Genomic DNA, 23,624 nt, shown 5'->3' with positions numbered 1-23,624 from the left:
AAGCCCGGCGGTTCGCCGGGCTGCTAACAAGTCGGTCAACTCCTCTTTCGTCATGCTCGGGCTTGTCCCGAGCATCTGCAGCCGGCGCAGCAGATCCTCGGCACAACAAGGCCGAGGATGACGTCGAGCAAAGAGCGAGGCCTGTCAATAAAAAGCCCGGCGAACCGGGCTATTCATCATCTGTTTCGGGGCTGATCTCAGCCGTTGGCGACCATCCGCTTTTCGTCGCGGCCGCCCTTCATGCGCTCGGCAAGCAGGAAGGCGAGCTCAAGCGCCTGGTCGGCGTTGAGGCGCGGATCGCAATGGGTGTGATAGCGGTCCTGCAGGTCTTCTGCGGAGACCGCGCGGGCGCCGCCGGTGCACTCGGTCACGTCCTTGCCGGTCATCTCGATATGGATGCCTCCCGGATGCGAGCCTTCGGCGCGGTGGATCTGGAAGAAGCTTTCGACTTCCGACAGGATCCGCTCGAAGGGACGGGTCTTGTAGTTGTTGAGCGTGATCGTGTTGCCGTGCATCGGATCGCAGGACCAGACGACCTTGCGGCCCTCGCGCTCGACGGCGCGAATGAGCTTCGGCAGGCTGTCGGCGACCTTCTCGTGACCGAAGCGGCAGATCAGCGTCAGGCGTCCGGCCTCGTTGGCAGGATTCAGGATGTCGATCAGTTGCAGCAGGTCGTCGGCCTGCAGCGACGGGCCGCATTTCAAGCCGATCGGGTTCTTGATGCCGCGGCAATATTCGACATGCGCATGGTCGGCCTGGCGCGTGCGGTCGCCGATCCAGATCATGTGGCCCGACGTTGCATACCAGTCGCCCGAGGTGGAATCGACGCGGGTCAGCGCCTCTTCGTAACCGAGCAGCAGCGCCTCATGGCTGGTGAAGAAATCGGTTTCGCGGAGCGCCGGCTGGTTTTCCGAGGTAATGCCGATCGCCTTCATGAAATCCATGGTTTCGCTGATGCGGTCGGCAAGCTTGCGGTAGCGCTCGCCCTGCGGGCTGTCCTTGACGAAGCCGAGCATCCACTGGTGCACGTTTTCGAGGTTGGCGTAGCCGCCCATCGCAAAGGCGCGCAGCAGGTTCAGCGTCGCGGCCGACTGGCGATAAGCCATGGCCTGGCGCTCCGGGTTCGGAATGCGCGACTCCTCGGTGAACTCGATGCCGTTGATGATGTCGCCGCGATAGGCCGGCAGCGTCACGTCGCCCTGCTTCTCGACATTCGACGAACGCGGCTTGGCGAACTGGCCGGCAATACGGCCGACCTTGACGACCGGCAGCTGCGCGCCGAAGGTCAGCACCACAGCCATCTGCAGGAAGGCGCGGAAGAAGTCGCGGATATTGTCGGCGCCGTGCTCGGCGAAGCTCTCGGCACAGTCGCCACCCTGCAGCAAGAAGCCGTTGCCTTCGGCGACATTGGCGAGATGCTTCTTCAGGCGCCGCGCCTCGCCTGCAAAGACAAGCGGCGGATAGCTGGCAAGCGTGGCTTCCGTTGCCGCCAAAGCGGCTGCGTCGGGATATTCGGGAACCTGCAGGATCGGTTTTTGCCGCCAGCTGCTCGGGGTCCAATTGTCTGCCATCTCACTCACCTGTTCTCACATCCATACCTCAGGATGCCCTCAATATGCGGCGGCTTATAGACCTTTAGACCCAGCTTGCAAAGACCATTCGGCGACTGCTTGTCGCCTCGCCGCCGCCGCTCGCCGCTCTCTAGTTAAACCTGCATATACCATGTCGATTTTCCCATATTTTAGACTTTCAATGTAGAACCGGAGAGAGTTTCAACTTCGGGGACATGGCATGGCAATCCTTCCGCCCGGTTTCATATCGGACCGCTCGGGCAATTTCGGTATCATGACGGCACTGCTGGTAGTGCCGCTCTTCGGTGCGGCCGGCATGGCGGTGGATTTCGCCCACGCGCTCAGCCTGAGGACACAGCTTTACGCCGCTGCCGATGCCGCTGCCGTCGGTTCGATCGCGGAGAAATCCGGCGCCGTCGCAGCCGCCATGACCATGAGCGGCAACGGCACGATCTCGCTCGGCAAGGACGACGCCCGCAATATTTTCATGTCTCAAATGTCCGGGGAGCTGACCGACGTTCATATCGACCTTGGCATCGATGTCACCAAGACCGCCAATAAGTTGAATTCGCAGGTTTCCTTCAGCGCGACCGTGCCCACCACCTTCATGCGCATCCTCGGCCGGGACTCGATCACGATCTCGGGTGCGGCGACGGCCGAATATCAAACCGCCGCCTTCATGGATTTCTACATCCTACTCGACAACACGCCTTCCATGGGCGTCGGCGCAACCGCGACCGATGTTTCCAAGCTGCAGGCCAAAACAGGCTGCGCCTTCGCCTGCCATCAGATGGATCAGAGCACCAACAATTACACCATCGCCAAGAGCCTCGGCGTCGCCATGCGCATCGACGTGGTGCGCCAGGCAACCCAGGCGCTGACCGATACGGCCAAGACCGAACGCGTCAGCAGCGACCAGTTCCGCATGGGCGTCTATACTTTCGGCACCAAGGCCGAGGATGCCAAGTTGACGACGATCTCCAGCCTCACCTCCGACCTGACGAAGGTCAAGAATTACACCGACACCGTCGACCTGATGACCATTCCCTACCAGAACTACAACCAGGACCAGCTCACGAGCTTCGATAGCGCCCTGACGCAGATGAATACCATCATTGATCCGGCTGGCGACGGCACGTCGAATATCAGTCCCGAAAAGATCCTGTTCTTCGTTTCCGATGGCGTCGGCGATAGCTACAAGCCGTCCTCATGCACCAAGAAGACGACCGGCGGCCGCTGTCAGGAACCGATCGACATCTCTTTCTGCAAGCCGCTGAAGGATCGCGGCGTCAAGATTGCCGTGCTCTACACCACCTACCTGCCGCTGCCGAGCAACGATTGGTACAACAAATGGATCAGTCCCTTCCAGAGCGAGATCCCAACGAAGATGCAGGCATGCGCCTCGCCCGGCTTCTATTTCGAGGTGTCGCCGACCGAAGGTATCGCTGGTGCGATGAAGGCGCTTTTCCTCAAGGTCATCCGCTCGCCGCGCATCACCAGCTAGCGCATCGGCCTGAAAATCGAGATCGATCTTCGGAAAGCACGATGCGTCGTTCAAAAAGTTAGAGCGTCCTTTGTGCAGCGGTTCCGGGTCAACGACATGCAGAGCAAAAGCCCGTCACGGCTCAAAGCCGCTTGCCGTCGCAGATCCGATAGCTCGGCGCATACATGGTGACGAGCTCTTCGGCGGCCGTCGGGTGCAGCGCCATTGTCCTGTCGAAATCGTCCTTGGTGCAGCCGGCCTTCAGCGTGATGCCGAGCAGCTGCGCCATCTCGCCGGCATCGTGGCCGAGAATATGGGCGCCCACCACCTTGCGGCTCGCCGCATCGACGATCAGCTTCATGATCATCCGCTCGGCGCGGCCGGAAAGCGTGGCCTTCAGCGGCCGGAACTGGGCGCGGTAGACCTCGAGTTCGGAATAACGCTTGCCCGCCTCCTCTTCCGAAAGGCCGACAGTGCCGATCTCAGGCTGCGAGAAGACGGCGGTCGGGATCAGCTCGTAGTCCGGCCGGGTCGGATTGTTCTTGTACTCGGTCTCGATGAAACACATCGCCTCGTGGATCGCCACCGGCGTCAGCTGTACCCGATTGGTGACATCGCCGAGCGCGTAGATGTTTTCGACATTGGTGCGGGAATATTCGTCGACGATAACGGCGCCGCGCTCGTCGACGGCGACGCCGGCCGCCTCGAGGCCGAGGCCTTGCGTGTTCGGATCGCGCCCAAGCGCCAGCATGACCACGCCGGCTTGCAGCGTGCCGTTGTTCAGCGTCTCCAGAATGAGCCCGCCCTCGCCCTTCGAAACCTTCTGCAGCGTGTCGTGGCAGAGGATGCGGATACCCTTGGCGACCATCGCCTCGTGCAGCCCGCGTCTCAGGTCCTCGTCGAAGCGCGACAGGATCTCGGCGCCGCGATAGATCAGCGTCGTCTCGACGCCGAGGCCATGGAAAATATTGGCGAATTCGACGGCGATATAGCCGCCGCCTGATATCACGATCGATTTCGGCAGCTCTTCCAGATGAAAGGCCTCGTTGGAGGAGATGCAGAACTCGTGACCGGGAAGGGCCGCATGCGGGTTCGGGCGTCCGCCGGTAGCGATGACGATCGTCTTTGCCGTCACCGTCTGTCCGCTCTTCAGCAGCCGGACCGTATGAGCATCGACGAGCTCTGCGCGCGTTTCCAGGATCTCGGCATTGGCGCCGGCGAGCCCCTTCTTGTAGAGACCTTCAAGCCGGGCGATTTCGACATCCTTCGCCGCCACCAGCTTCTTCCAGTCGAAGCTGCTTTCGCCGACCGTCCACCCGAAACCTGCCGCATCCTCGAAATGCTCGTGGAACTGCGAGGCATAAACGAAGAGCTTCTTCGGCACGCAGCCGCGGATGACGCAGGTGCCGCCGTAGCGGTATTCCTCGGCGATCGCCACCTTCTTGCCGAGCGATGCGGCGACACGGGCGCCGCGCACGCCTCCGGAACCGCCGCCGATGACGAAGAGGTCGTAGTCGTAGGAAGACATGGGGAGCTCCAGAAGGGAATCGCAGGAAGGATGTTCCTGATATAGGGGCGATTGTCATGAAAACAAAAGCCCGCTCCCGCGTCATCCGGTTCCCATCGCCGAATCTTCATTGTAAACGGCTGACCCCGGTCACCAGTGCGGTTGACCAGTTACCGTCTTCGGTTGACCAGTCACCGTTTACGGTTGACCCGGTCGGCCGAGGCTGGCAGCAATCCGTGGGATGGAAACGAATGGCGGAGCAAAAGATGGATCAAACTCTCTTCACCAACCTGTGCAAGGCTGGCAAATTCAAGGAAGCACTCGGCCTCGCCATTCAGGGCCACGAGCATGAAAAATACACGCCGAGCCGCTTTTCGATCGACAAGAAGACGAGACTGCCGATCTTCTATCGCGGCAACAAGCGCGTGGAGCCGGATGAGGAGGGTGTGTGGCAACTTGCAAAGAACCCGAACCCGTAGGGGCTGAGTTGCGGCGCATATGCGTTGGCAATTGAATCTGTCTAGCCATTGCTGCTGTCAGCGGGCAATGCGGAAATTCGACGGTTTCTTCTCAAGCTGGGCCGTTTCCGTCTCGACGCCCGAAACCGACGCCCCCAAAGGCCCGCGCCTGAAACGCTCGATCATTGTCGTGACGGCGGTGTCGGGTCCTGCGATCACTGCGACGACCGCCCCGTCCTCTTCATTGCGAACCCAGCCCGTCAAACCGAGCCGCACCGCCTCGTCGCGCGTCCATATGCGAAAACCGACACCCTGGACCTTGCCGGATATCCGCACTCGGACGGCCTTATCATGATCGGACATGTCTGCAGTCACCTGAAGCCTCGCCAACGGCATTTGCCGCATCATATCAAAAAAGCCCGGACGATGCCGGGCTTTCGCAAATTTGAGGGGGCAGGCCTTACTGCTGGGCAGCCGGTGCCGGCGCCGGAGCGGTCGGGCTGTCGGTTGCCGGTGGCGGCGCCTTGATGACCTTGGAAAGCTCGGCGTTGCTCTGCTTTTCCAGATCGCGGGAAATGCCCTGCGCCCAGATGTCGGCAGCCTTCGCCGTCTCGCGCGAGGCGACCGGGCCATCGCGCAGCAGCTTCTTGCCGACGTCGGAATTATAGAAGTCGGCGATCGCCTTCAGCTCGTCGACGGTGAAGGTCTTGGCATAGGTGAGTGCCGCCTCCTTCTCCAGATCGCCGCGGCGCGGCGCCAGCGCCAGCGCCTGCGCGTCGACAGTCGACGAAATGATGTCCTGGTAGTTTGGCGAATCCTGGATCAGGCCGGCCTTCAGACGTTCGGCGAGACCGGGCAGGATGTTGTCGAACTGGGCGGTGGCGCCGATGGCGTTGATCGCCGCGCGAGACGCCTTCAGCTGCTCCTCGGAGACTTCCTGCGCCTTGACGGCGGAGCCGAAGGCAAGCCCGGAAAGAACGACGGTCGTAGCGGCGAGACGGCCAAGACCTGCAATGTTCATCATGAGTATATGCTCCTGTTATCTGTTTGCCTGCAGCGTGCGCGCACCCGCAGGACCGGCAATGATCGCAAGTGCCGCCATATTGATAAAGAGCCCGTGTTCAACGACGCCGGGTATGGAATTCAGCTCGCTCGAAAGCGCCTCTGCATCAGGAATGCGGCCAAAAGATGCATCGATGATGTGATGGCCGCCATCCGTGGTAAACTCTCCATCACCCGACTGGCGCAGATCGAGTTCACCGGAAAGACCGAGCCGGGCTGCGACCTTTTCGATCGCGATCCGCGTCGAAACGAGCCCGAATGGATTGACCTCGATCGGCAGCGCGAAGGTGCCGAGCGTTTCCACCAACTTGCTCTCGTCGGCAATGACGATCATTCGCTCGGAGGCGGCCGCGACGATTTTTTCGCGCAACAGCGCGCCGCCGCCGCCCTTGATCAGCCTGAGCGCCTGATCGACCTCGTCGGCGCCATCGATCGTCAGGTCGAGTGCGGGCAGTTCGTCGAGCGACTTCAGCGGCACGCCGAGTTCGACACAGAGCCGCGCGGTTCGTTCGGACGTCGGAACGCCTTCGACCCTGAAGCCGCCCGCGACCTTCTCCGCCAGCAGGCGAACGAATTCTTCCGCCGTGCTGCCGGTGCCGATCCCGAGGCGCATCCCGCTTTCAACATGGGCGAGTGCGGCCTCGGCGGCCTTGATCTTCATTTCGCGGGCATCCATGCGCCGCCAGCTCCTGATATTGCGTTGGATGTGCTGTTTACACGGCTCGCCTGGCAAACGAAAGTCAAAATCATCACGGAAAATGAAAAGCCGAAACAGAGGCCTGCAGCCTTCCCGACCATCGCCGGACGTTGCTTTCCGCCGCACGATCGCCTACCTCAGGACGATCCATCGCTCCTCAGGGACGATCCATCGCTCCTCAAGACGACCATCGCTCAAAGAGACATGCCCTTGACCCCTGTTCCCGCTCGCCCGGCGCTTGTCGTCTTCGATCTCGACGGCACCCTTCTCGATACCCACGTGGACCTGGTCGAGAGCCTGAACCATACGATCGCGGCCCTTGACCTCGAACCGGTCAGCTACGACGACCTCACCCATCTCGTCGGCCAGGGCGCGCGCGTGATGATCGAGCGCGCCTGCCGGCTGCGCGGCCATCCGCTCGAAAGCGACGCCTTGCCGCCGCTGGTCGAGCGTTTCGTCGCCCATTATGCCGGCAACATGCCCGGTCGGACCGAACCCTATCCCGGTCTGGTCGCAGCGATGGACCGGCTGAAATCTCAGGGTTACCGCCTCGCCGTCTGCACCAACAAGATGGAAAGCCTCGCGCTCGGCCTGCTCGACAAGCTCGATCTCACCCGATATTTCGACGCCATCACCGGCGGCGACAGCTTCGAATTCCGCAAGCCCGACGCCCGCCACCTCACCGGCACCGTCGAACGCGCCGGCGGCGACATCACCCGCACGGTGATGATCGGCGACAGCGTCAACGACATCGCTGTGGCGAGAAACGCCGGCGTACCGTCGATCGCAGTGCCTTTCGGTTATTCCGACGTGCCGGTTTCAAGCCTCGATCCGGATGTTATCATCACCCATTTCGACGAGTTGACACCGGAGTTGGTGGAAACGCTGTTGCGGGAATATGCGGAGAAGGTTGCCGTCTGAGACGGAGCCGTTCCCTCTTTCTGCTGGCGATCGGTGTGACACCCCCCTCTGCCCTGCCGGGCATCTCCCCCACAGGTGGGGAGATTGGCTGGGCGCAATGGCTTCCCCAAACAGTCATCGTCGCAACCGGCAAAGCGAAGCATGGGCCGGAAGGTCGTGCCGCTTGCCGATCTCCCCCCTTGTGGGGGAGATGCCCGGCAGGGCAGAGGGGGGTACCACGCGGCAAGCCCTCTCCACCTTGTTCCATTCCGTGCGCGCGGTAAAAAACAAAAACGGGCGGCCCAAAGACCGCCCGCCAGCATCACTAATCAGAGCTGATTATCAGATCTGCGCCCCACGCGCCTTGCTCGTCGCATCGAAAGCCTTATCGACATAAGCGTCGCGGCCGTAGACGTCGTCGAAATATTCCACCACGCCGTCCTTGTTCGGCCAGGCGGTGAAGTAGGAGACGTAGACCGGGATCTTCTGCGGCACGCGGACCGCATGGTTCTGCCCGCTGGCGATCTGCTTGGCGACGTCGTCGACCGTCGTGCCGAGCACGGCGGCCGCCATCGCCCGCGGATCGGCAAGGCGTACGCAACCGTGGCTCAGCGCCCGCATGTCGCGCTTGAAGAAGCTCTTCGACGGCGTGTCGTGCATGTAGATCGCGTGGCTGTTCGGGAACAGGATCTTCAGTTCGCCGAGCGCATTGTCGCTGCTTGGCGGCTGGCGCACCGAGACATTGTTGGTCGAGCCGTACCAGTCGACGCTCGACGAGGCGACGGCGTGGCCGTTCACTTCGACCTCATAACCGAGCTGGTCGAGATAGTTCGGATCCGAGCGCAGCTTCGGCAGCATCTCGTTGATGATGATCGACTGCGGCACGCCCCAGAACGGGTTGAACTCGACCGTCTCGATTTCGTCGTCGAAGAAATAGGTCTGGTTGTTCTTGCCGCCGACCACCACGCGCATCGACAGCTGTTCCTTGCCGTCATTGTGGTAGTAGACCATGTAGGCCGGCTGGTTGATCATGACGTAGCGGGAACCGAGATCCTCCGGCAGCCAGCGCGCCTGCTCCATGGCAACGACGAGCTTGTCGATCTTCGAGGCATTGGTATCGCCGCCGGTCATGGCGCGCACGGTCGCCTGGCCGATGACGCCATCGGGCTTCAGCCCGCGCTCTTTCTGGAAATCCTCGACCAGCGAAACGATGTCGGGCGAATAGTCGAGGCTACCGGCGTAAGCAGCAAGCGTTGCCGCATGATCGGTCTTCAGCGTTTCGGAACCGTGCTTGCCGATCGCCTTGACGATATTGGCGATCTCCGGCGAGCTGTCGCCAGGCCTCAGCAGCCTGTCGAGCGAAACGACGATTCGCTCCTCGTTGCCGCCGTCGGCAGCCCGAAGCTTGGCAAGCTCTGCCTTCAGCGCCTGGAATTGCGGACTATCGGGCGAGCGGCTGCCGATGTAGGCGCCGACATCGGGGCTCATGCGGGCAAGCTTCAGCACCGGGGCCAGGTTAACCACCTTGCGCTGGAAGTCGTGATAGCCGGAGATCTTGTTCGGATCGATGCGGCCGCGCACCGTGTCCTGCACGAAGGCGAGCACCTTGGCGGAGAGATCGAGCTCGAACTGTGTCAGCGCCCGGTCGCGGAAGGCGGGATCGGGATTGGCCGGGTCGATATCAGGCGTCTGGACGGCGTAATCCGCCGGGTCGAGGCCAACGAAGGCCGCATCGGCAAGGACCAGCATCGCCGACTTGGCACGGTCGTTGATCTGGTTGCCCTCGACCCAGACGAGCGGATTGCGGCTGTCGCCGTAATAGGCTTCGAGCGCCTTTGCGACGTCGGCATTGGCGCGCACCTTGGCCTGCGCCAGGAAACGACGCTGCACAGCGGGTTCGGCGCTGGCGTCACCGCTGCCCGAAACATCGGCAACCGCGCCGGTGACCACCGGATCGGCAAACCTGCCGGTATCGACGAACTGCAGCGTCTCGGTTTTATAGGTATAATAACGCGGACCGCTCACCTTCGGCAGCGGCGCTTCCGGATCGAGCCCGCCGAGCGAGCCGCCGCGCTGGCCCAGACGGCCGGGCGGCATCTGGTCCATGAAGATGGTGCTCTGCGTCCGCTGCCTGTCGCCGCGCAGCATGTCCATCAGTGTATAAGCATGCGCGGGTGCGGCACTCATCATTGCCACGCCGCAGGAAAGTGCCAATGCGGATGCCGCGCTTTTCAAAACGAACGTCATATATCTTCCAGTCCGGTCATGCTGTTCTTGTCACGAGCGCAAGGCTCAAGCTCAAATCCCGCGAAACTCACGCAGCGTAGGGGCCTCATTGATCAGAAACCGGCCTGCGCCGCCAGCGCCGGCGGACTCAATTTTGTGTGACGGAGATCCTGCACGGCGCCGCCCAGCAGTTCACACAAAATTATGAAATTATTAGTTAATTTTTTACCGAATTTTCGCCGCCAGACCAGTCCGGCGAAAACGCCCGGACGCATAAAATTTCCAAAGTGGCCTAAAAGGCACGCCGAAAAGCCATCGCAAACATGACTGCCGATTTCAATATTTCGCGCGGCGTCCAGTTTTCTTGTCGGACTTTCCAACCTATAAGACCTCATCTTTTGAAAATGCCCGAAAACAGCATGTAAAGGGAAGGCAAGGCCGATGACCGCAACCCGCACCGAAACCGATACTTTTGGCCCGATCGACGTCGCCGCCGACCGATATTGGGGCGCCCAGGCCGAGCGTTCGCTCGGCAATTTCAAGATCGGCTGGGAAAAGCAACCGCTGTCGATCGTGCGCGCGCTCGGCATCGTCAAGCAGGCCGCCGCCCGCGTCAACATGTCGCTCGACCAGCTCGATCCTGCCCTCGGCAAAGCGATCGTCGACGCCGCCCAGGAGGTGATCGACGGCAAGCTGAACGACCACTTTCCGCTGGTCGTCTGGCAGACCGGTTCAGGCACGCAGTCCAATATGAATGCCAACGAGGTGATCTCCAATCGTGCGATAGAAATGCTCGGCGGCGTCATGGGTTCCAAGAAGCCGGTGCATCCGAACGATCACGTCAACATGAGCCAGTCGTCGAACGACACCTATCCGACGGCCATGCACATCGCCTGTGCCGAGCAGATCGCCCATCACCTGCTGCCGGCCCTGAAGCACCTGCATGCCGCCCTCGACATGAAGGTCACCGAATTCAGCCACATCATCAAGATCGGCCGCACCCACACCCAGGATGCGACGCCGCTGACGCTCGGCCAGGAATTTTCGGGTTATGCCGCCCAGGTCGGCTCCGCCATCAAGCGCATCGAAATGACCCTGCCCGGCCTTTGCGAGCTCGCCCAGGGTGGTACTGCCGTCGGCACCGGCCTCAACGCGCCGGTGGGCTTTGCCGAAAAGGTCGCCGAAGAGATCGCCGCCATCACAGGCATGCCTTTCGTCACTGCGCCGAACAAGTTCGAGGCGCTCGCCTCGCATGACAGCATGGTCTTTTCCCACGGCGCCATCAACGCGGCAGCCGCCGCCCTCTTCAAGATCGCCAACGACATCCGCCTGCTCGGTTCCGGCCCGCGCGCCGGCCTCGGCGAACTGGCGCTGCCGGAAAACGAGCCCGGTTCCTCGATCATGCCCGGCAAGGTCAATCCGACCCAGTGCGAGGCACTGACGCAGGTCTGCGTCCATATCTTCGGCAACAACGCGGCTCTGACCTTCGCCGACAGCCAGGGCCATTTCGAACTCAACGTCTACAATCCGATGATGGCCTATAATTTCCTGCAGTCGGTGCAACTGCTCGCCGACGCCGCCGTCTCCTTCACCGACAATTGCGTCGTCGGCATCGAGGCGCGCGAGGACAATATCAAGGCCGGCCTCGAACGCTCGCTGATGCTGGTGACCGCCCTCGCCCCAAAGATCGGCTACGACGCAGCCGCCAAGATCGCCAAAACAGCGCATAAGAACGGCACGACACTAAAGGAAGAGGCCCTCGCCAGCGGCTTGGTGACCTCGGAAGAGTACGACGAGATCGTGCGCCCGGAAACGATGATCGGGCCGAAGTAGGAAGGTCGCATAGGCCACAGCCCCTCATCCGGCTGCCGCCACCAACCGGGGTCGAGCCACAGGTCTCGACCCGTCCTTCGGACCCCGCTCGCGGGGAGAAGGGGATGCCGCAACGCCTCGACTCCCTCCAGCCTATAGCAAGGCAAACAGCGAAAAATTGTCCATCACGACGGAATTGCCCATGAAGTCGAAACGGATTTCTTCGATGTCTTCGAGATTGACTTCGAGAGTGGGGCCGGTGACCTCGAGCTCCTGCTGATAGACGATCTGGCCGTCGTTCAGCGCGGTGAGCGTCAGGTGAAAGGGCGCTGCCGACAATTCGGCAATCGAAACGCTCTGAAAGGTGAATTCCCCGCCATCGAGCATTTTCAAGCTTACGGGCGCAGAACCTGGCGATAGAACGGTATCGCTGAAACCGTCCTCGGTGATGGCGTCGACACCCGGGATGGTATCATAGACATACCCGTTCAGAAGCGTCACCTCGTGGCTTCCATTCACCGAGAGCGCAAAGTTGCGATAATCAGGCAGAGAGAAATTATCGGCCCTCGATGTGACGCCCAAATCGTCGAAATCCAGGATTTCGTGGTATTTTTCGCCTTCGTTGACGCCGTCGATCGCAAGGGTCAGCACGCCGAGGTCCGTGCCCCCTGAGCCATCGGACATCTTGAAGCTCAACTTCTCGATGAGCTGATCGTATTTCGTTAAATTTTTCACGACGTCGAGCGTGTAGTCCAGCTCGTACTCGAAATGACCGTCAGGTTTCAGTCTGAAGGTTCCGTATTCGCCCCTTATGATCGTTTCGTGGTCAGGCCCATGTTTGGCGTCGATACGCACGCCATTGACGAAGCGAACATACATGTCCGCTCCCTCGGGATCGCTGGAGAGGCGCAGCAGATTCCCACGGATCCAATTGTCTTCGAAAAAAACGAGAAGGTCGTCGACAGCAGTTGGCTTTGCATTTGTCATTGGAAGCCCCGGCAGGTTAACGCTGCCGGGAATATGTACTGGCCTCCAACAGAAGGCAACTTGAAGTCGTCTTTTTGTCGGACCGATTTCGACGGTTCGCCTCATCCGCCGCGCGTGGTCCTGATTGCTTTTGCCCCGCAGCGGATTTAGACCGGTTCCAATCTAGCGACGCCCCACCAGAAAGGTCACTTCGATGGCTGACGATCTCTTCCCCCTCGGCAAGGATACCACCCCCTATCGCAAGCTCAGCGGCGACCATGTCTCGGTCGATACGTTCAAGGGCCAGGAGATCCTGACCGTCGAGCCGGAAGGCATCCGCCTGCTGGCGGAAACCGCCTTTGCCGACATCAACCACTTGCTGCGCCCCGGCCATCTGAAACAGCTCGCCTCGATCCTCGACGATCCCGAGGCGACCGACAACGACCGTTTCGTCGCCTACGATCTCTTGAAGAACGCCAACATCGCCGCCGGCGGCGTGCTGCCCATGTGCCAGGACACCGGCACGGCGATCATCATGGGCAAGAAAGGCCGCAGGGTCTGGACCGAGGGCGAGGATAGTGCGGCGCTGGCCCGCGGCGTCATGGATGCCTATGAGAAGAAGAACCTGCGTTACTCGCAGCTCGCGCCGGTCAAAATGTTCGAGGAAAAGAACACCAGAAACAATCTGCCGGCTCAGATCGACATCTACGAGGAAGGCACCGACGCCTACGAATTCCTCTTCGTCGCCAAGGGCGGCGGCTCGGCTAACAAGACCTTCCTTTACCAGGGCACGCCCTCGCTTTTGACCCATGACCGGATGATCGACTTCCTTAAGGAGAAGATCCTGACGTTAGGGACGGCAGCCTGTCCTCCCTACCATCTGGCGATCGTCATCGGCGGCACCTCGGCCGAGATGAACCTGAAGACCGTCAAGCTCGCCTCCACCCGCTATCTCGACGAGCTGCCGACCGAAGGTTCCGAGAGCGGCCACGCCTTCCGCGACATCGAGATGGAGAAGGAAATCCACAAGCTGACCCAGCAGATGGGCGTCGGCGCCCAGTTCGGCGGCAAATATTTCTGTCATGACGTCCGTGTCATCCGCCTGCCTCGCCACGGCGCCTCGCTGCCGATCGGCCTCGGCGTCTCCTGTTCCGCCGACCGTCAGGCCAAGGGCCGGATCACCCGAGATGGCATCTTCGTCGAGCAGCTCGAAACCGATCCGTCGAAATACATGCCCGAGATCGACGAGGCGAAACTGTCGGAATCGACGGTGCGCATTGACCTCAACCGGCCGATGGCCGAGATTCTCGCCGAACTCTCCAGGCATCCCGTCAAGACGCGCCTCTCCTTGACCGGCACCATCATCGTCGCCCGCGACCTAGCGCACGCCAAGATCCGCGAGCGGCTGGAAAAGGGCGAAGGCATGCCCGATTACCTGAAAAACCACCCGGTCTATTATGCCGGCCCCGCCAAGACGCCTGTCGGCTACGCCTCCGGCTCCTTCGGCCCGACGACGGCCGGTCGCATGGACAGTTACGTCGATCAGTTCCAGTCTTTCGGCGGCTCGATGGTGATGCTCGCCAAGGGCAATCGGTCGCGCGCCGTACGCGAGGCCTGCAAGAAACACGGCGGCTTCTATCTCGGCTCGATCGGTGGCCCTGCCGCCCGTCTTGCCCAGGACTGTATCCGCAAGGTCGAAGTATTCGAATATCCCGAACTCGGCATGGAAGCGGTCTGGAAAATCGAAGTCGAGGACTTCCCCGCCTTCATCGTCATAGACGACAAGGGCAATGATTTCTTCCAGGAACTGAATTTGGGGTGATTGGCAGGCTGCGTTGCCGCCCGTTCTACCGTGCCGACGCCTTATCCGACGCGGCGACATTCCGCGCTGTCACCGCCTCGCCCACGCTCACCACATCCCCGGCATCGACCCTTGCCAGGATCTCCGTGCGGAAAGCGCCGGCGAAGAAGCCGGTGTGCTCCAGCAGCAAGGTGCCGGCGGCGAGGACGGTGAATGCGAGGATGGCGAAAGAAATATGACGGGAGGTTTCCACGATCTCACGCCCTGGCTTGCAGGCTACGATCGGGTTTGCCGCCAAGAAATATCACTCCAAAATACCGGCACCGCAATACGGAACGGCCAAAATCAGCTGTCGACAAGATGAATACGGTCTCCGGAAGAGAAGAACTGTAAGTTTTTCAGACACCGCTCCCGCTCAACGAGTATGCACTGTCCCGCTAAAGATACGTTTTTCCGTGAAGAATCATAGGTCTGATCGAAGTATTGACCCATGGGGCATTTGTCGTATGTAATCCTTGGTATATATCGCTTTAATCTTTTCCCAACAAATTTAAGCTAACAAATAGAATATTGCCTTTGAATATATGAGGAGTTCGCCGGATGAATACGGCTGTCGCGCCCAAGGTGCAGATCCCCGACGTTGCGGGTCAGATCACCTATGCCATGCGCTCCATGGGCGTCGCGCCGATACCGCGCAATTACCAACTCTTCTACGAGGCCTATATCGGCTCTAATCCGGCCCTTACCCGCGAGCTCGCGGCCCTCGGCGGCCAGGTGACCCAGGCCGAACTCGATGCGCTCGGCGCGCAGCACTTCACCCACAGCCCGGCCCGTGTCTTCGACGATGCCCATACGCGCATATCAGGCGAACTCGACGGCCTGTTGCGCATTCTCCGGCAGGAGCAGAGTTCGCTCGAAAGCTACACCAGGCTGCTCGGCGAGACCCAGAAGCGCATCACCTCCAAGAGCAATGCAAGCGTTGAACTGATCGAAAACGCCATTGATCTTCTCAGCCAGGCGACCGGCGATACCATGGCGCATGGCGAACGCACCGTCGAGGACGTCATCCAGCGCTCTCAGGAGATGGATCAGGTCCGTAAGGAACTCGACGAATACAAGCGCATCGCCAACACCGACTCGCTGACACGCCTTTCCAACCGGCGCGCTTTCGATGACCGCCTCGCCGCTGTCTTCAACAATCCCGGCATGCGGCCGGTAACGGCGCTGCTGCTCTGCGACATCGACAATTTCAAGAAGATCAACGACACCTACGGCCATCCGGTCGGTGACAAGGTGCTCGCCACCGTCGCCTCCGTCATCCGCAGCAATGTCCGCCGCGACATCTTCGTCGCCCGCACCGGCGGCGAGGAATTCGCCCTCATCGTCGACGGCAACACGCCTGAAGAGGTGGCCGCGATCGCCGAGCGCATCCGCCGCACGCTGGAGGCAACCCCCTTCAAGAATTCCCGCACGCGGGTAAATTACGGCCCGGTCACCGTCTCGATCGGCATCTGCATGGCCTCCAATGCCGAGGATGCCGGCGAACTCTACAGCAAGACCGACATCGCCCTCTACGGCGCCAAGAATGCCGGCCGCAACTGCACCATCCTCTATCAGGACGGCATGCAGAAGGATTTCACCAAGAGCTGGCTGATCTACAAGACGTGACGGCCTCCCGCGCTGCGCGCACGCGGTCGCCGGTGACGGCGACACGCTGCTGACGCTCCGGCCAACTCCTCTTTCATCATGCTCGAGCTTGTCCCGAGCATCTGCATCCGGTGCAGCAGAGGCACAAGGCCGAGGATGACGTCGAGTAAAGGGCGAGGTTTGTCAAAAAGCTGAGCCGTCACAACAGATGACGGCGGTTTTACCACATCGTCTTCGCCGCCCGCCCAGGCCATTCCCGATCGTAGGTTTCCTGATCGAAATCGCCGGTTGCCGCCTTCAGCATCTGCCCGGGCGTCGGTAGCTTTGCCGGATCGGCGAAGTGTTCTCCATTCCAGAGTTCGGCTCGCATCACGGCGCGCGCGCATTGGAAGTAGACCTCGTCGATCGAAATGACGACGACGGTGCGCGGATGTTTGCCGTCCATCTCGAAGCTTGAAAGCAGCGCCTCATCGTTGGAGACGACGCCTCGGCCGTTGATGCGCATCGTCGTGTTCGAGCCGGGGATCAGGAACATCAGTGCCAGTCTCGGATCGCGCACGATGTTGGACAGCGAATCGACCCGGTTGTTGCCGCGCCAATCCGGCAGATGCAGCGTCTCATCGTCGACGACGCGCACCACGCCGCCGAGATCGCCGCGCGGTGAACAATCGAGCCCTTCCGGCCCGACGGTCGCAAGCGCTGCAAACGGCGAGCTCTCGATCATCTCCCGATAGAGCGGGGTCAATTGCTTCGTCACCTTGGTGACGGAGGCCGGCGAAAGTCCGGCCCCGTAGATCGTGTTGAGCTCTTCGATGCTGCTGATGATTTTCATGAGACGTCCCGCCGCGGCTTGATCTTCGCGAGGACGCTACAATGCCGCGCGTTTTGCCGGAAGCTCAAAAAAAGGAATGATCTCCGCATCTTTTTTGATGCTTTCGTCGGGTACTTCACCCGCGCCCCGATCGCCGCCGAGAAAAGCCGCGATCGCGGCAAGAACCGGCGCGGCGCCGATGATGCGCCGGTGGCCGAAGCCGTTCGCCCAAAGAAGCCGAACGCCCGTCCCCGCCGCGCCATAGCGCCTGGCATGGAGAGACGACACCTCCTTGTCATCTTCGGCATGGATGACGAGCACCGGCCGGCCGATGACGCCCGCCGCCTCGCCGGCGTCGAAATCCTCAAGTCTCCGTCCGGTGACGCGATGGACCTCGTTCTCCAGTGTCGCTTGCGCTGCAGGGCGAAGATTGACCATCCGGCCGAAATCGGTAAACAGCCAGCCCATCTCGCTCGGCGCACCGATCAGCACCAGTCTCTCCGTGGTGACAGGCGCCACACCAGGCAGCAAGCCTGCCGCCGAGACCATCAGTGCCGCACCGCCGAAGGAATGGCCGATCGCCGCGTCGAATGCGCCGAAGCGCGCCTCGGCCGCCGCGATCGTCTCGACCGCAAGCCCCATATGAAGGAAGCGCCCGCCGGAACGGCCGTGGCCGGGAAAATCGAGCGCCACGACCTCCGCGCCCGTTGCCGAAAGCATCGAGACGAGTTCGGCCATATAGGCCGCGCTCGATCCCCAGCCATGTGTCACCAGGTAGCGCTTGCGTTTGCCCCTCGCCCCGCCGTTCAGCCGATAGGCATGCGCTTGGCGCCCGCCGGCGAGCCGGAGGGTGAAGCGTTCGGCGCCGGCAAGTAGGGCCGCGCCCGCTGCATGCGCCGCCCTCGCCTTTGCTCCCTTCGGCTTGGCCGATGGCGTCCGGCAGAACAGCCGGAACGCTACTCTGCCTGCCAGGTCAGGCGAAACCGCCTGCAGCAGCGAAAACCCGAGGCGGGTGACGTCAAGCGCAAAGTTTGCCATAGTGGGATTCCAAAAGACTGTTCAACACTGAACAATAAAGTACAACGATGAACAAAAATCAATCCCTTCCCTGGGATCATCCGCGTTTTCGCAGCTGGATCGCGGTGGCTCGCGCCTGCCAGCTTATGCAACAATCCCTCGCTCGATCGCTTGCCGATCTCGACATCAAGCCGCCGCACCTCGATATCCTGGTCAATCTCTACCGTTTCGAAGGCATCTCGCAGCAGGAGTTGGCGCGCAAGCTGCTGGTCGGCCGCTCCAATATGAGCATGCTGCTCCCGCAGATGGAGAAGCGCGGTCTGATCCTTCGCCGCGATGACGAGCGCGACAAGCGCGTGCTGCGCCTCTATTTGACACCAGAGGGCCGAAAGCTGAGTGAGGAAGCCATGGCCATCCAGACGGGCCTCATCGACCGCGTTCTGTCGAACGAGCCGATAGAGCAATGCATGGCGACCGCCGATTCGATGGAGCGGATCGTCACTGTGCTGCTGAAAGATCTGCGCGACGAGGACTGAGTTTAATGCAGCGTCGGCGACGCCTCCGTACCGGTCAGCGAGCGGTATTCCCAGGCGGCAACGACGATCAGCACCAGCGTCGCCAGAATGCCCATCAGATAGACCTCGATGAAGGGCGCGACAAAAGCAAGCAGGATCAAAAACACCAAGCCGGCAAGATGCGAGAGCGGCATCCGCCCGCTGGTCGCGCCCTTGAACCAGAGATTGCCGATCAGGAACAGGCCGGAGCCGCCGAGCACGGCTGCGGCGATGCCGAGATCACCTGCTTCATGCGGATGCGAGAACATGAATTCGACCGCAACCGCATGGACGATGATGCCGGCGAGGATAGGGATATGCCCATAGGTGAAGGCCTGCCGCGCCAAGCTTCCCGGCGTCTCATCATGCTCGATGCGGTGGGCGGCGCGCCCGTGACCGAAGCGGAAGTAGAGCCACCACATGGCGACCGTTCCGATGAAGGCGGTCGCGAAGATAAGACTGGTCAGGCCTGAGATCGGCAGCTCGGAAAAGGTGCGGCCGGAAACAAGGATCGCTTCGCCGAGGCAGATGATGACGAAGAGCGCGCAGCGTTCGGCCATATGCGCGCCGGAAACGTCCCAATCCCGCGCCGTCGAGCGCCCGAGCCCCGGCACGGCAAAGCCCGCGGCCGGCCCCGCATATTCGATCGCCAGCGCAATCGCCCAGGCGGTCAGCCGGGCTTCATGCTCAAGCAGCCCGCCGGCAATCCAGAAGCCCCCCGAAACCGCGACCCAGTTTGTGATGCGGATGAAATTCAGCGTATTGGCGCGGTCGACGCGCGTCATCGCATAGGTGGCAAACAGCGAGCGCCCGACCTGCATCGCCACATAGGCGCCGGCAAACAGCAGTCCCTTGTCGCCGAAAGCTTCGGGGATGGAGGCAGACAGCAGCAGCCCGAGCATCATCAGCGCCACCAGCATCCCGCGCACCGGCATCTTGTCCGGATCGAGCCAGTTCGTCACCCAGGCGGTGAATATCCACACCCACCAGACGGCGAAGGTCATCAGCGCCGCTTCGGCGGCACCGAGCGGCGTGTAGTGGGCGGCGAGCGCATGCGAGAGCTGCGAGATCGAAAAGACGAAGACCAGGTCGAAGAACAGTTCGAGGAAGGTCACCTTGTTGCTGCTGGCGCTGCCCTTGGAGCGCAGCCAGTTCTTTCCGTTCGTTTTCGCCATATGGCCCCCCCGATGGCTGGAATTATGGGTCTATTGAAAGTGATAGCGGCGCGCTCGCGAGCGTCAGCGCGGCTTCTCCGCCGTATCGCGGTTCATGCCCTTTTCCCTGAGCTCGTCCTCATAGGCGGAAAACAGCTCAGCGCCCCGTTCGCCGAGCTCGCGCAGATAGGTCCAGGTGAAGATGCCGGTATCGTGCATGTCGTCGAAGCCGATCCGGACCGCGTAATTGCCGGTCGGCATCATGGAGATGATCGCGACATTGCGCTTGCCCGGCACCGTCACCTTCTGCCCCGGCCCATGGCCCTGCACCTCGGCGGAGGGCGACAGCACGCGCAAGAGTTCGGCCGACAGGTCGAAGCTCTGGCCGTCGTTGAAGGTCACCACCAGCCGCTGCCTATCTTTCGAAACGCGAAGTTCGCTCGGCCAGATATCGCTCATCATTTTGTCCTCTTCTCATGCGAGGAGTAGGCGCTGATCTTTTTCAGCGCAAGCTGAAATTGGCATGCTCGCGCGGGCTGTTTCCCTTGACGCGACAATAGCATATGCCCACATTGAAGAGAGTACGGAGATACAGGTGAACACCAGAGTCGGAACGATAGGCAATGCAGCGCCGCTGGCGGCGGATGCACATCCGATGATCGACCCCTTCGGGCGGGCGGTCACCTATCTCCGCGTCTCCGTCACCGACCGCTGCGATTTCCGCTGCACCTATTGCATGGCGGAGAATATGACCTTCCTGCCAAAGAAGGATCTCTTGACGCTGGAAGAGCTCGACCGGCTCTGTTCCGCCTTCATCGCCAAGGGTGTCAGCAAGATCAGGCTGACAGGCGGCGAGCCCCTGGTGCGCAAGAACATCATGTATCTGGTGCGCCAGCTCGGCCAGAAGATCGGCTCCGGCCTCGACGAATTGACGCTGACCACCAACGGCTCACAGCTTTCGCGTCACGCCGAGGAGCTCTATGATTGCGGCGTGCGCCGCATCAACGTCTCGCTGGATACGCTCGACCCCGACAAGTTCCGCAAGATCACCCGCTGGGGTGATTTCGCCAAGGTCATGGAAGGCATCGACGCGGCTCAGAAAGCCGGGCTGAAGATCAAGCTCAACGCCGTGGCGCTGAAGGATTTCAACGATGCCGAGATGCCGGAGCTTCTGCGCTTCGCCCATGGCCGCGGCATGGATCTGACCGTCATCGAAACCATGCCGATGGGCGAGATCGAAGAAGACCGCACCGACCAGTACCTGCCGCTTTCAAAGCTGCGCGCCGATCTCGAAGACCAGTTCACCCTCGCTGACATCGATTACCAGACCGGCGGCCCGGCGCGTTACGTCAAGGTCGAAGAAACCGGCGGCCGCCTTGGCTTCATCACACCGATGACCCATAATTTCTGCGAAAGCTGCAACCGCGTCCGCCTCACCTGCACCGGCACGCTCTACATGTGCCTCGGCCAGAACGACGCCGCCGATCTCCGCGCCGCACTGCGCGCCACCGAAGACGACGCCCTCCTCCGCACCGCCATCGACGAAGCCATCACCCGAAAACCCAAAGGCCACGACTTCATCATCGACCGAACGCATAATCGTCCGGCGGTGGCCAGGCATATGAGTGTTACGGGGGGGTGAGAAGCGGTCCCGCAAAGCGGGAGCAATCGATCCAGTGAATCGATTGCAGCTTCGAACGCCCTGAGCCATGCGAAGGGCCGGGATACGGTGCGGCAGACTCCCCTTCTCCCCAGCGGGGAGAAGATGCCCTTCAGGGCAGATGAGGGGGTGAGCGGCGAAGCCGCGAATGCGCTGAGCGCAAGCGAAGGGCAATCAACGCTGTGCCGAGTGGCCCCCTCATCCGACCCTTCGGGCCACCTTCTCCCCGCTGGGGAGAAGAGGGAGCCGCATCCCCATCACCAAGGCTTGCGCGCACAAATCGCAAACCGCTCCTGCACCATCCGCTCCAGCCCCCGCAGGAACGGCATCTTACGCGCCTGCGCCCAATGGATATCGGCGAGTTTGCGGTCGACGACAATATCCGTAAAACCGGCTTGGCGCAGAAGATCGACGACGGCTTCGGCCGGCATCTGGTTGGAGAAATGCACGCGTGAGCGGATCTTCTGGTGCCGCGCCATCATCTCCGGCGACATATGGCTCGCCGGCAGCTTGCCGGTCACCTTCGTCCAGAGCTTCTGCAGGCCCTTGACCCAGGTTTCCTTGCCCATATTGCCGTCGAGGATCAGCACCTTGCCGCCCGGCTTCAATACCGAGAACCATTCCTTAAACGCAGAAGCCGGGTCCACCAGCGTCCAGACGAGATGGCGGTTGGTGATGACGTCGTAGCTGTCTTTGGGCTCCATGGTGTTTTCGGCGTCGCCGGAAACGAAACGGATATCGGTGCCGCGCTTCTTCGCCTTGGCACGCGCCTGCGCCAGCATCGCATCCGACCAGTCGAGGCCGGTGACCGCAAAGCCGACATCATGCATCAGATGCGAGATGACGGCGGTGCCGCAGGCGAGATCGAGCGCCGCGCGCCCTTCGCCCTCGCCTAGATGTTTTCTGATCAGCCGCTGCCAGCCTTTCCGCTCCGCTTCCGAAAAGATTTCATGACCGACGCTCTGGTCGAAGGTCGCCGCCCGTTCCGACCAGAAATCGCGGATTTCGTCGCGGATCGAGTAGTTCGTGTTCATCGAATTCATCTGAAGCACCCCGGCATCGGATCAGTTTGGAAAGGCTCTAAAACATATAACTTGATTCACAAAGTCATATTTCTTATGCCTGCGGACATTATTCAGACATCGGGGGAATTTCCAGATGAATTTCGTTCAAATGCTCGCAGTCTCCGCGGCTGCGATTGCCGGCCTGATGCCGCTTTCGGCCTGGGCGCAATCCTTCACCGTCAAGGATGTCGCGGGCCGCGAAGTGACGTTCGACAAGCCGGTCGAGCGTGTGATCCTTGGGGAAGGCCGCATGCTCTACGCCGTCGCGCCGATCGAGAAGGAAGATCCCTTCGCCAAGATCGTCGGCTGGCGCAACGATCTCTGGACCACAGACAAGGACGGCTTCAACGCCTATGTCGAGAAGTTTCCGAAGGGCAAGGACCTGCCCTTCCTCGGCAACCTGACCGACGGCACATTGCAGACCGAGACGGTTGTCAAGCTTCATCCCGATGTGCTGCTGCTGCCGATCGGCAACAAGACGGCCGCCGACGAGGTGAAACTCGAAGACATGCTGAACGGCATCGGCGTGAAGATCGTCTACATCGATTTCCGCGAGCATATCCTCGCCAACACCGAGCCGAGCTTGAAGATCCTCGGCCAGATCTTCGGCCATGAAGACCGCGCCGAAGCCGTCGCCAGCTTCTGGAAAGAGCAGATGGCCCGCGTGACCGACAAGCTGAAGGCCGCCAATCCGCCGAAGCCGAATGTCTTCATGTACCGCGCCGCAGGCCTGGTCGAATGCTGCGGCACCTTCGGTCCCGACAATTTCGGCCTGATGGTCGATTGGGCCGGCGGCCGCAATCTCGGCTCCGATTTCCTGCCGGGCTATACCGGCTCGATCAATGCCGAGCAGGTCGTCTCCTCCAATCCTGACGTCATCGTCATCACTGGCTCCAACTGGAGCCAGACCAAGAATGCCAAGGACTTTGTGAATGTCGGTCCCAATGCCGCCGCCACCTTCGACGACAGCCGCAAGGCGCTGAACACGCTGGTGGAAAACCCAGCCTTCACCAGCTCCAGGGCGGTTGCCGGCGGCAATGTCCATGCGATCTGGCACCAGTTCTATACCAGCCCCTACCAGTTCGTCGCCGTCCAGCAACTGGCCAAATGGTTCCATCCGAACCTCTTTGCTGATCTCGATCCCGATGCCACCTTCAAGGAATTCCACGAAAAATTCCTGCCGGTCGCCTACCAGCCGGGTTACTGGGTCGACGCCAAGGCGGGAAAGTAAATC

At 61.2% G+C, this 23,624-nt stretch carries 23 protein-coding genes; 9 read left to right on the top strand and 14 right to left on the bottom strand.

What is annotated here, in order from left to right; genetic code table 11:
- Nucleotides 1-197: 197 nt before the first annotated feature.
- Nucleotides 198-1,571, bottom strand: a complete 1,374-nt coding sequence (locus RWJ89_RS11380; RefSeq protein WP_003540243.1) for a class II 3-deoxy-7-phosphoheptulonate synthase — start codon at nucleotides 1,569-1,571, stop codon at nucleotides 198-200.
- A gap of 220 nt (nucleotides 1,572-1,791) precedes the next feature.
- Between RWJ89_RS11380 and RWJ89_RS11375 the strand changes: the two genes are divergently transcribed.
- Nucleotides 1,792-3,075, top strand: a complete 1,284-nt coding sequence (locus RWJ89_RS11375; protein ID WP_168284400.1) for a pilus assembly protein TadG-related protein — start codon at nucleotides 1,792-1,794, stop codon at nucleotides 3,073-3,075.
- Between the two features lie 121 nt (nucleotides 3,076-3,196).
- Here RWJ89_RS11375 and gor read toward each other — a convergent pair whose 3' ends face one another.
- Nucleotides 3,197-4,582 (bottom strand): glutathione-disulfide reductase, encoded by a 1,386-nt coding sequence (gor, locus tag RWJ89_RS11370; protein ID WP_168284401.1) that lies wholly within the window; start codon nucleotides 4,580-4,582, stop codon nucleotides 3,197-3,199.
- Nucleotides 4,583-4,827: 245 nt separating this feature from the next.
- On the opposite strand from gor, the gene RWJ89_RS11365 reads away from it, so the two are divergent.
- A complete protein-coding gene (locus tag RWJ89_RS11365) occupies nucleotides 4,828-5,040 on the top strand; it encodes a hypothetical protein (protein WP_168269751.1) in 213 nt (70 codons plus the stop codon).
- 57 nt (nucleotides 5,041-5,097) lie between these two features.
- On the opposite strand, the gene RWJ89_RS11360 is transcribed toward RWJ89_RS11365, so the two are convergent.
- The 3 genes from RWJ89_RS11360 to rpiA all read right to left on the bottom strand — a co-directional run bounded on the left by RWJ89_RS11360 (nucleotide 5,098) and on the right by rpiA (nucleotide 6,757).
- Nucleotides 5,098-5,382 (bottom strand): acylphosphatase, encoded by a 285-nt coding sequence (locus RWJ89_RS11360; RefSeq protein ID WP_168284402.1) that lies wholly within the window; start codon nucleotides 5,380-5,382, stop codon nucleotides 5,098-5,100.
- 97 nt (nucleotides 5,383-5,479) lie between these two features.
- Nucleotides 5,480-6,043 carry a DUF2059 domain-containing protein gene (locus tag RWJ89_RS11355; RefSeq protein ID WP_168284403.1) on the bottom strand — a complete coding sequence of 188 codons (564 nt, stop codon included), beginning with the start codon at nucleotides 6,041-6,043 and terminating at the stop codon, nucleotides 5,480-5,482.
- Nucleotides 6,044-6,058: 15 nt separating this feature from the next.
- On the bottom strand, nucleotides 6,059-6,757 hold the full coding sequence (rpiA, locus tag RWJ89_RS11350; RefSeq protein ID WP_131642410.1) for a ribose-5-phosphate isomerase RpiA: 699 nt from the start codon (nucleotides 6,755-6,757) through the stop codon (nucleotides 6,059-6,061).
- A 225-nt stretch (nucleotides 6,758-6,982) separates the two neighbouring features.
- On the opposite strand from rpiA, the gene RWJ89_RS11345 reads away from it, so the two are divergent.
- Nucleotides 6,983-7,699 carry an HAD family hydrolase gene (locus RWJ89_RS11345; protein ID WP_316030921.1) on the top strand — a complete coding sequence of 239 codons (717 nt, stop codon included), beginning with the start codon at nucleotides 6,983-6,985 and terminating at the stop codon, nucleotides 7,697-7,699.
- A gap of 321 nt (nucleotides 7,700-8,020) precedes the next feature.
- Here RWJ89_RS11345 and RWJ89_RS11340 read toward each other — a convergent pair whose 3' ends face one another.
- Both RWJ89_RS11340 and RWJ89_RS11335 read right to left on the bottom strand, forming a co-directional pair.
- Nucleotides 8,021-9,925 (bottom strand): L,D-transpeptidase family protein, encoded by a 1,905-nt coding sequence (locus RWJ89_RS11340; RefSeq protein WP_316030920.1) that lies wholly within the window; start codon nucleotides 9,923-9,925, stop codon nucleotides 8,021-8,023.
- 92 nt (nucleotides 9,926-10,017) lie between these two features.
- On the bottom strand, nucleotides 10,018-10,284 hold the full coding sequence (locus RWJ89_RS11335) for a hypothetical protein (RefSeq protein WP_132609179.1): 267 nt from the start codon (nucleotides 10,282-10,284) through the stop codon (nucleotides 10,018-10,020).
- A gap of 61 nt (nucleotides 10,285-10,345) precedes the next feature.
- Between RWJ89_RS11335 and fumC the strand changes: the two genes are divergently transcribed.
- Nucleotides 10,346-11,737, top strand: coding sequence for a class II fumarate hydratase (gene fumC / locus RWJ89_RS11330; RefSeq protein WP_077978331.1), 1,392 nt, complete (start codon nucleotides 10,346-10,348; stop codon nucleotides 11,735-11,737).
- A 132-nt stretch (nucleotides 11,738-11,869) separates the two neighbouring features.
- Here fumC and RWJ89_RS11325 read toward each other — a convergent pair whose 3' ends face one another.
- The gene (locus RWJ89_RS11325) at nucleotides 11,870-12,703 is read right to left on the bottom strand and encodes a VCBS domain-containing protein (RefSeq protein ID WP_131642406.1); all 834 of its coding nucleotides are present in this window, start codon (nucleotides 12,701-12,703) and stop codon (nucleotides 11,870-11,872) included.
- Between the two features lie 193 nt (nucleotides 12,704-12,896).
- On the opposite strand from RWJ89_RS11325, the gene RWJ89_RS11320 reads away from it, so the two are divergent.
- Nucleotides 12,897-14,504, top strand: coding sequence for a fumarate hydratase (locus tag RWJ89_RS11320; protein ID WP_316030919.1), 1,608 nt, complete (start codon nucleotides 12,897-12,899; stop codon nucleotides 14,502-14,504).
- A gap of 25 nt (nucleotides 14,505-14,529) precedes the next feature.
- Here RWJ89_RS11320 and RWJ89_RS11315 read toward each other — a convergent pair whose 3' ends face one another.
- A complete protein-coding gene (locus RWJ89_RS11315) occupies nucleotides 14,530-14,736 on the bottom strand; it encodes a hypothetical protein (protein WP_077979208.1) in 207 nt (68 codons plus the stop codon).
- A gap of 347 nt (nucleotides 14,737-15,083) precedes the next feature.
- Here RWJ89_RS11315 and RWJ89_RS11310 point away from each other — a divergent pair, with 347 nt between their 5' ends.
- Nucleotides 15,084-16,151 carry a GGDEF domain-containing protein gene (locus RWJ89_RS11310; protein ID WP_131642404.1) on the top strand — a complete coding sequence of 356 codons (1,068 nt, stop codon included), beginning with the start codon at nucleotides 15,084-15,086 and terminating at the stop codon, nucleotides 16,149-16,151.
- Nucleotides 16,152-16,350: 199 nt separating this feature from the next.
- Here RWJ89_RS11310 and RWJ89_RS11305 read toward each other — a convergent pair whose 3' ends face one another.
- Both RWJ89_RS11305 and RWJ89_RS11300 read right to left on the bottom strand, forming a co-directional pair.
- Complete coding sequence (locus RWJ89_RS11305; protein ID WP_168284409.1) at nucleotides 16,351-16,962, bottom strand: pyridoxamine 5'-phosphate oxidase family protein; 612 nt, start codon at nucleotides 16,960-16,962, stop codon at nucleotides 16,351-16,353.
- A 36-nt stretch (nucleotides 16,963-16,998) separates the two neighbouring features.
- Nucleotides 16,999-17,979: an alpha/beta hydrolase gene (locus RWJ89_RS11300; protein ID WP_168284410.1), complete on the bottom strand. Its 981-nt coding sequence runs from the start codon at nucleotides 17,977-17,979 to the stop codon at nucleotides 16,999-17,001.
- Between the two features lie 47 nt (nucleotides 17,980-18,026).
- Here RWJ89_RS11300 and RWJ89_RS11295 point away from each other — a divergent pair, with 47 nt between their 5' ends.
- Nucleotides 18,027-18,494, top strand: coding sequence for a MarR family winged helix-turn-helix transcriptional regulator (locus RWJ89_RS11295; protein ID WP_077978337.1), 468 nt, complete (start codon nucleotides 18,027-18,029; stop codon nucleotides 18,492-18,494).
- A gap of 2 nt (nucleotides 18,495-18,496) precedes the next feature.
- Here the strand turns inward: RWJ89_RS11295 and RWJ89_RS11290 are convergent, their stop codons facing one another.
- Nucleotides 18,497-19,687 carry a low temperature requirement protein A gene (locus RWJ89_RS11290; RefSeq protein WP_168284412.1) on the bottom strand — a complete coding sequence of 397 codons (1,191 nt, stop codon included), beginning with the start codon at nucleotides 19,685-19,687 and terminating at the stop codon, nucleotides 18,497-18,499.
- 63 nt (nucleotides 19,688-19,750) lie between these two features.
- Nucleotides 19,751-20,125, bottom strand: a complete 375-nt coding sequence (locus RWJ89_RS11285) for a gamma-butyrobetaine hydroxylase-like domain-containing protein (RefSeq protein WP_168284413.1) — start codon at nucleotides 20,123-20,125, stop codon at nucleotides 19,751-19,753.
- 136 nt (nucleotides 20,126-20,261) lie between these two features.
- Here RWJ89_RS11285 and moaA point away from each other — a divergent pair, with 136 nt between their 5' ends.
- The gene (gene moaA / locus RWJ89_RS11280) at nucleotides 20,262-21,308 is read left to right on the top strand and encodes a GTP 3',8-cyclase MoaA (protein WP_168284414.1); all 1,047 of its coding nucleotides are present in this window, start codon (nucleotides 20,262-20,264) and stop codon (nucleotides 21,306-21,308) included.
- Nucleotides 21,309-21,583: 275 nt separating this feature from the next.
- On the opposite strand, the gene RWJ89_RS11275 is transcribed toward moaA, so the two are convergent.
- Nucleotides 21,584-22,369 carry a class I SAM-dependent methyltransferase gene (locus tag RWJ89_RS11275; protein WP_316028593.1) on the bottom strand — a complete coding sequence of 262 codons (786 nt, stop codon included), beginning with the start codon at nucleotides 22,367-22,369 and terminating at the stop codon, nucleotides 21,584-21,586.
- Between the two features lie 115 nt (nucleotides 22,370-22,484).
- Here RWJ89_RS11275 and RWJ89_RS11270 point away from each other — a divergent pair, with 115 nt between their 5' ends.
- A complete protein-coding gene (locus RWJ89_RS11270; protein WP_316030918.1) occupies nucleotides 22,485-23,621 on the top strand; it encodes an ABC transporter substrate-binding protein in 1,137 nt (378 codons plus the stop codon).
- The last annotated feature ends 3 nt before the right edge of the window (nucleotides 23,622-23,624 follow it).

The sequence above is a fragment of the Rhizobium sp. 10PS4 genome (assembly GCF_032464805.1).
Taxonomy (GTDB): Bacteria; Pseudomonadota; Alphaproteobacteria; order Rhizobiales; family Rhizobiaceae; genus Rhizobium; species Rhizobium laguerreae.
The sequence above is the reverse complement of the archived record's forward strand: the minus strand, read 5'-3'. Positions and strand labels throughout refer to the sequence as shown.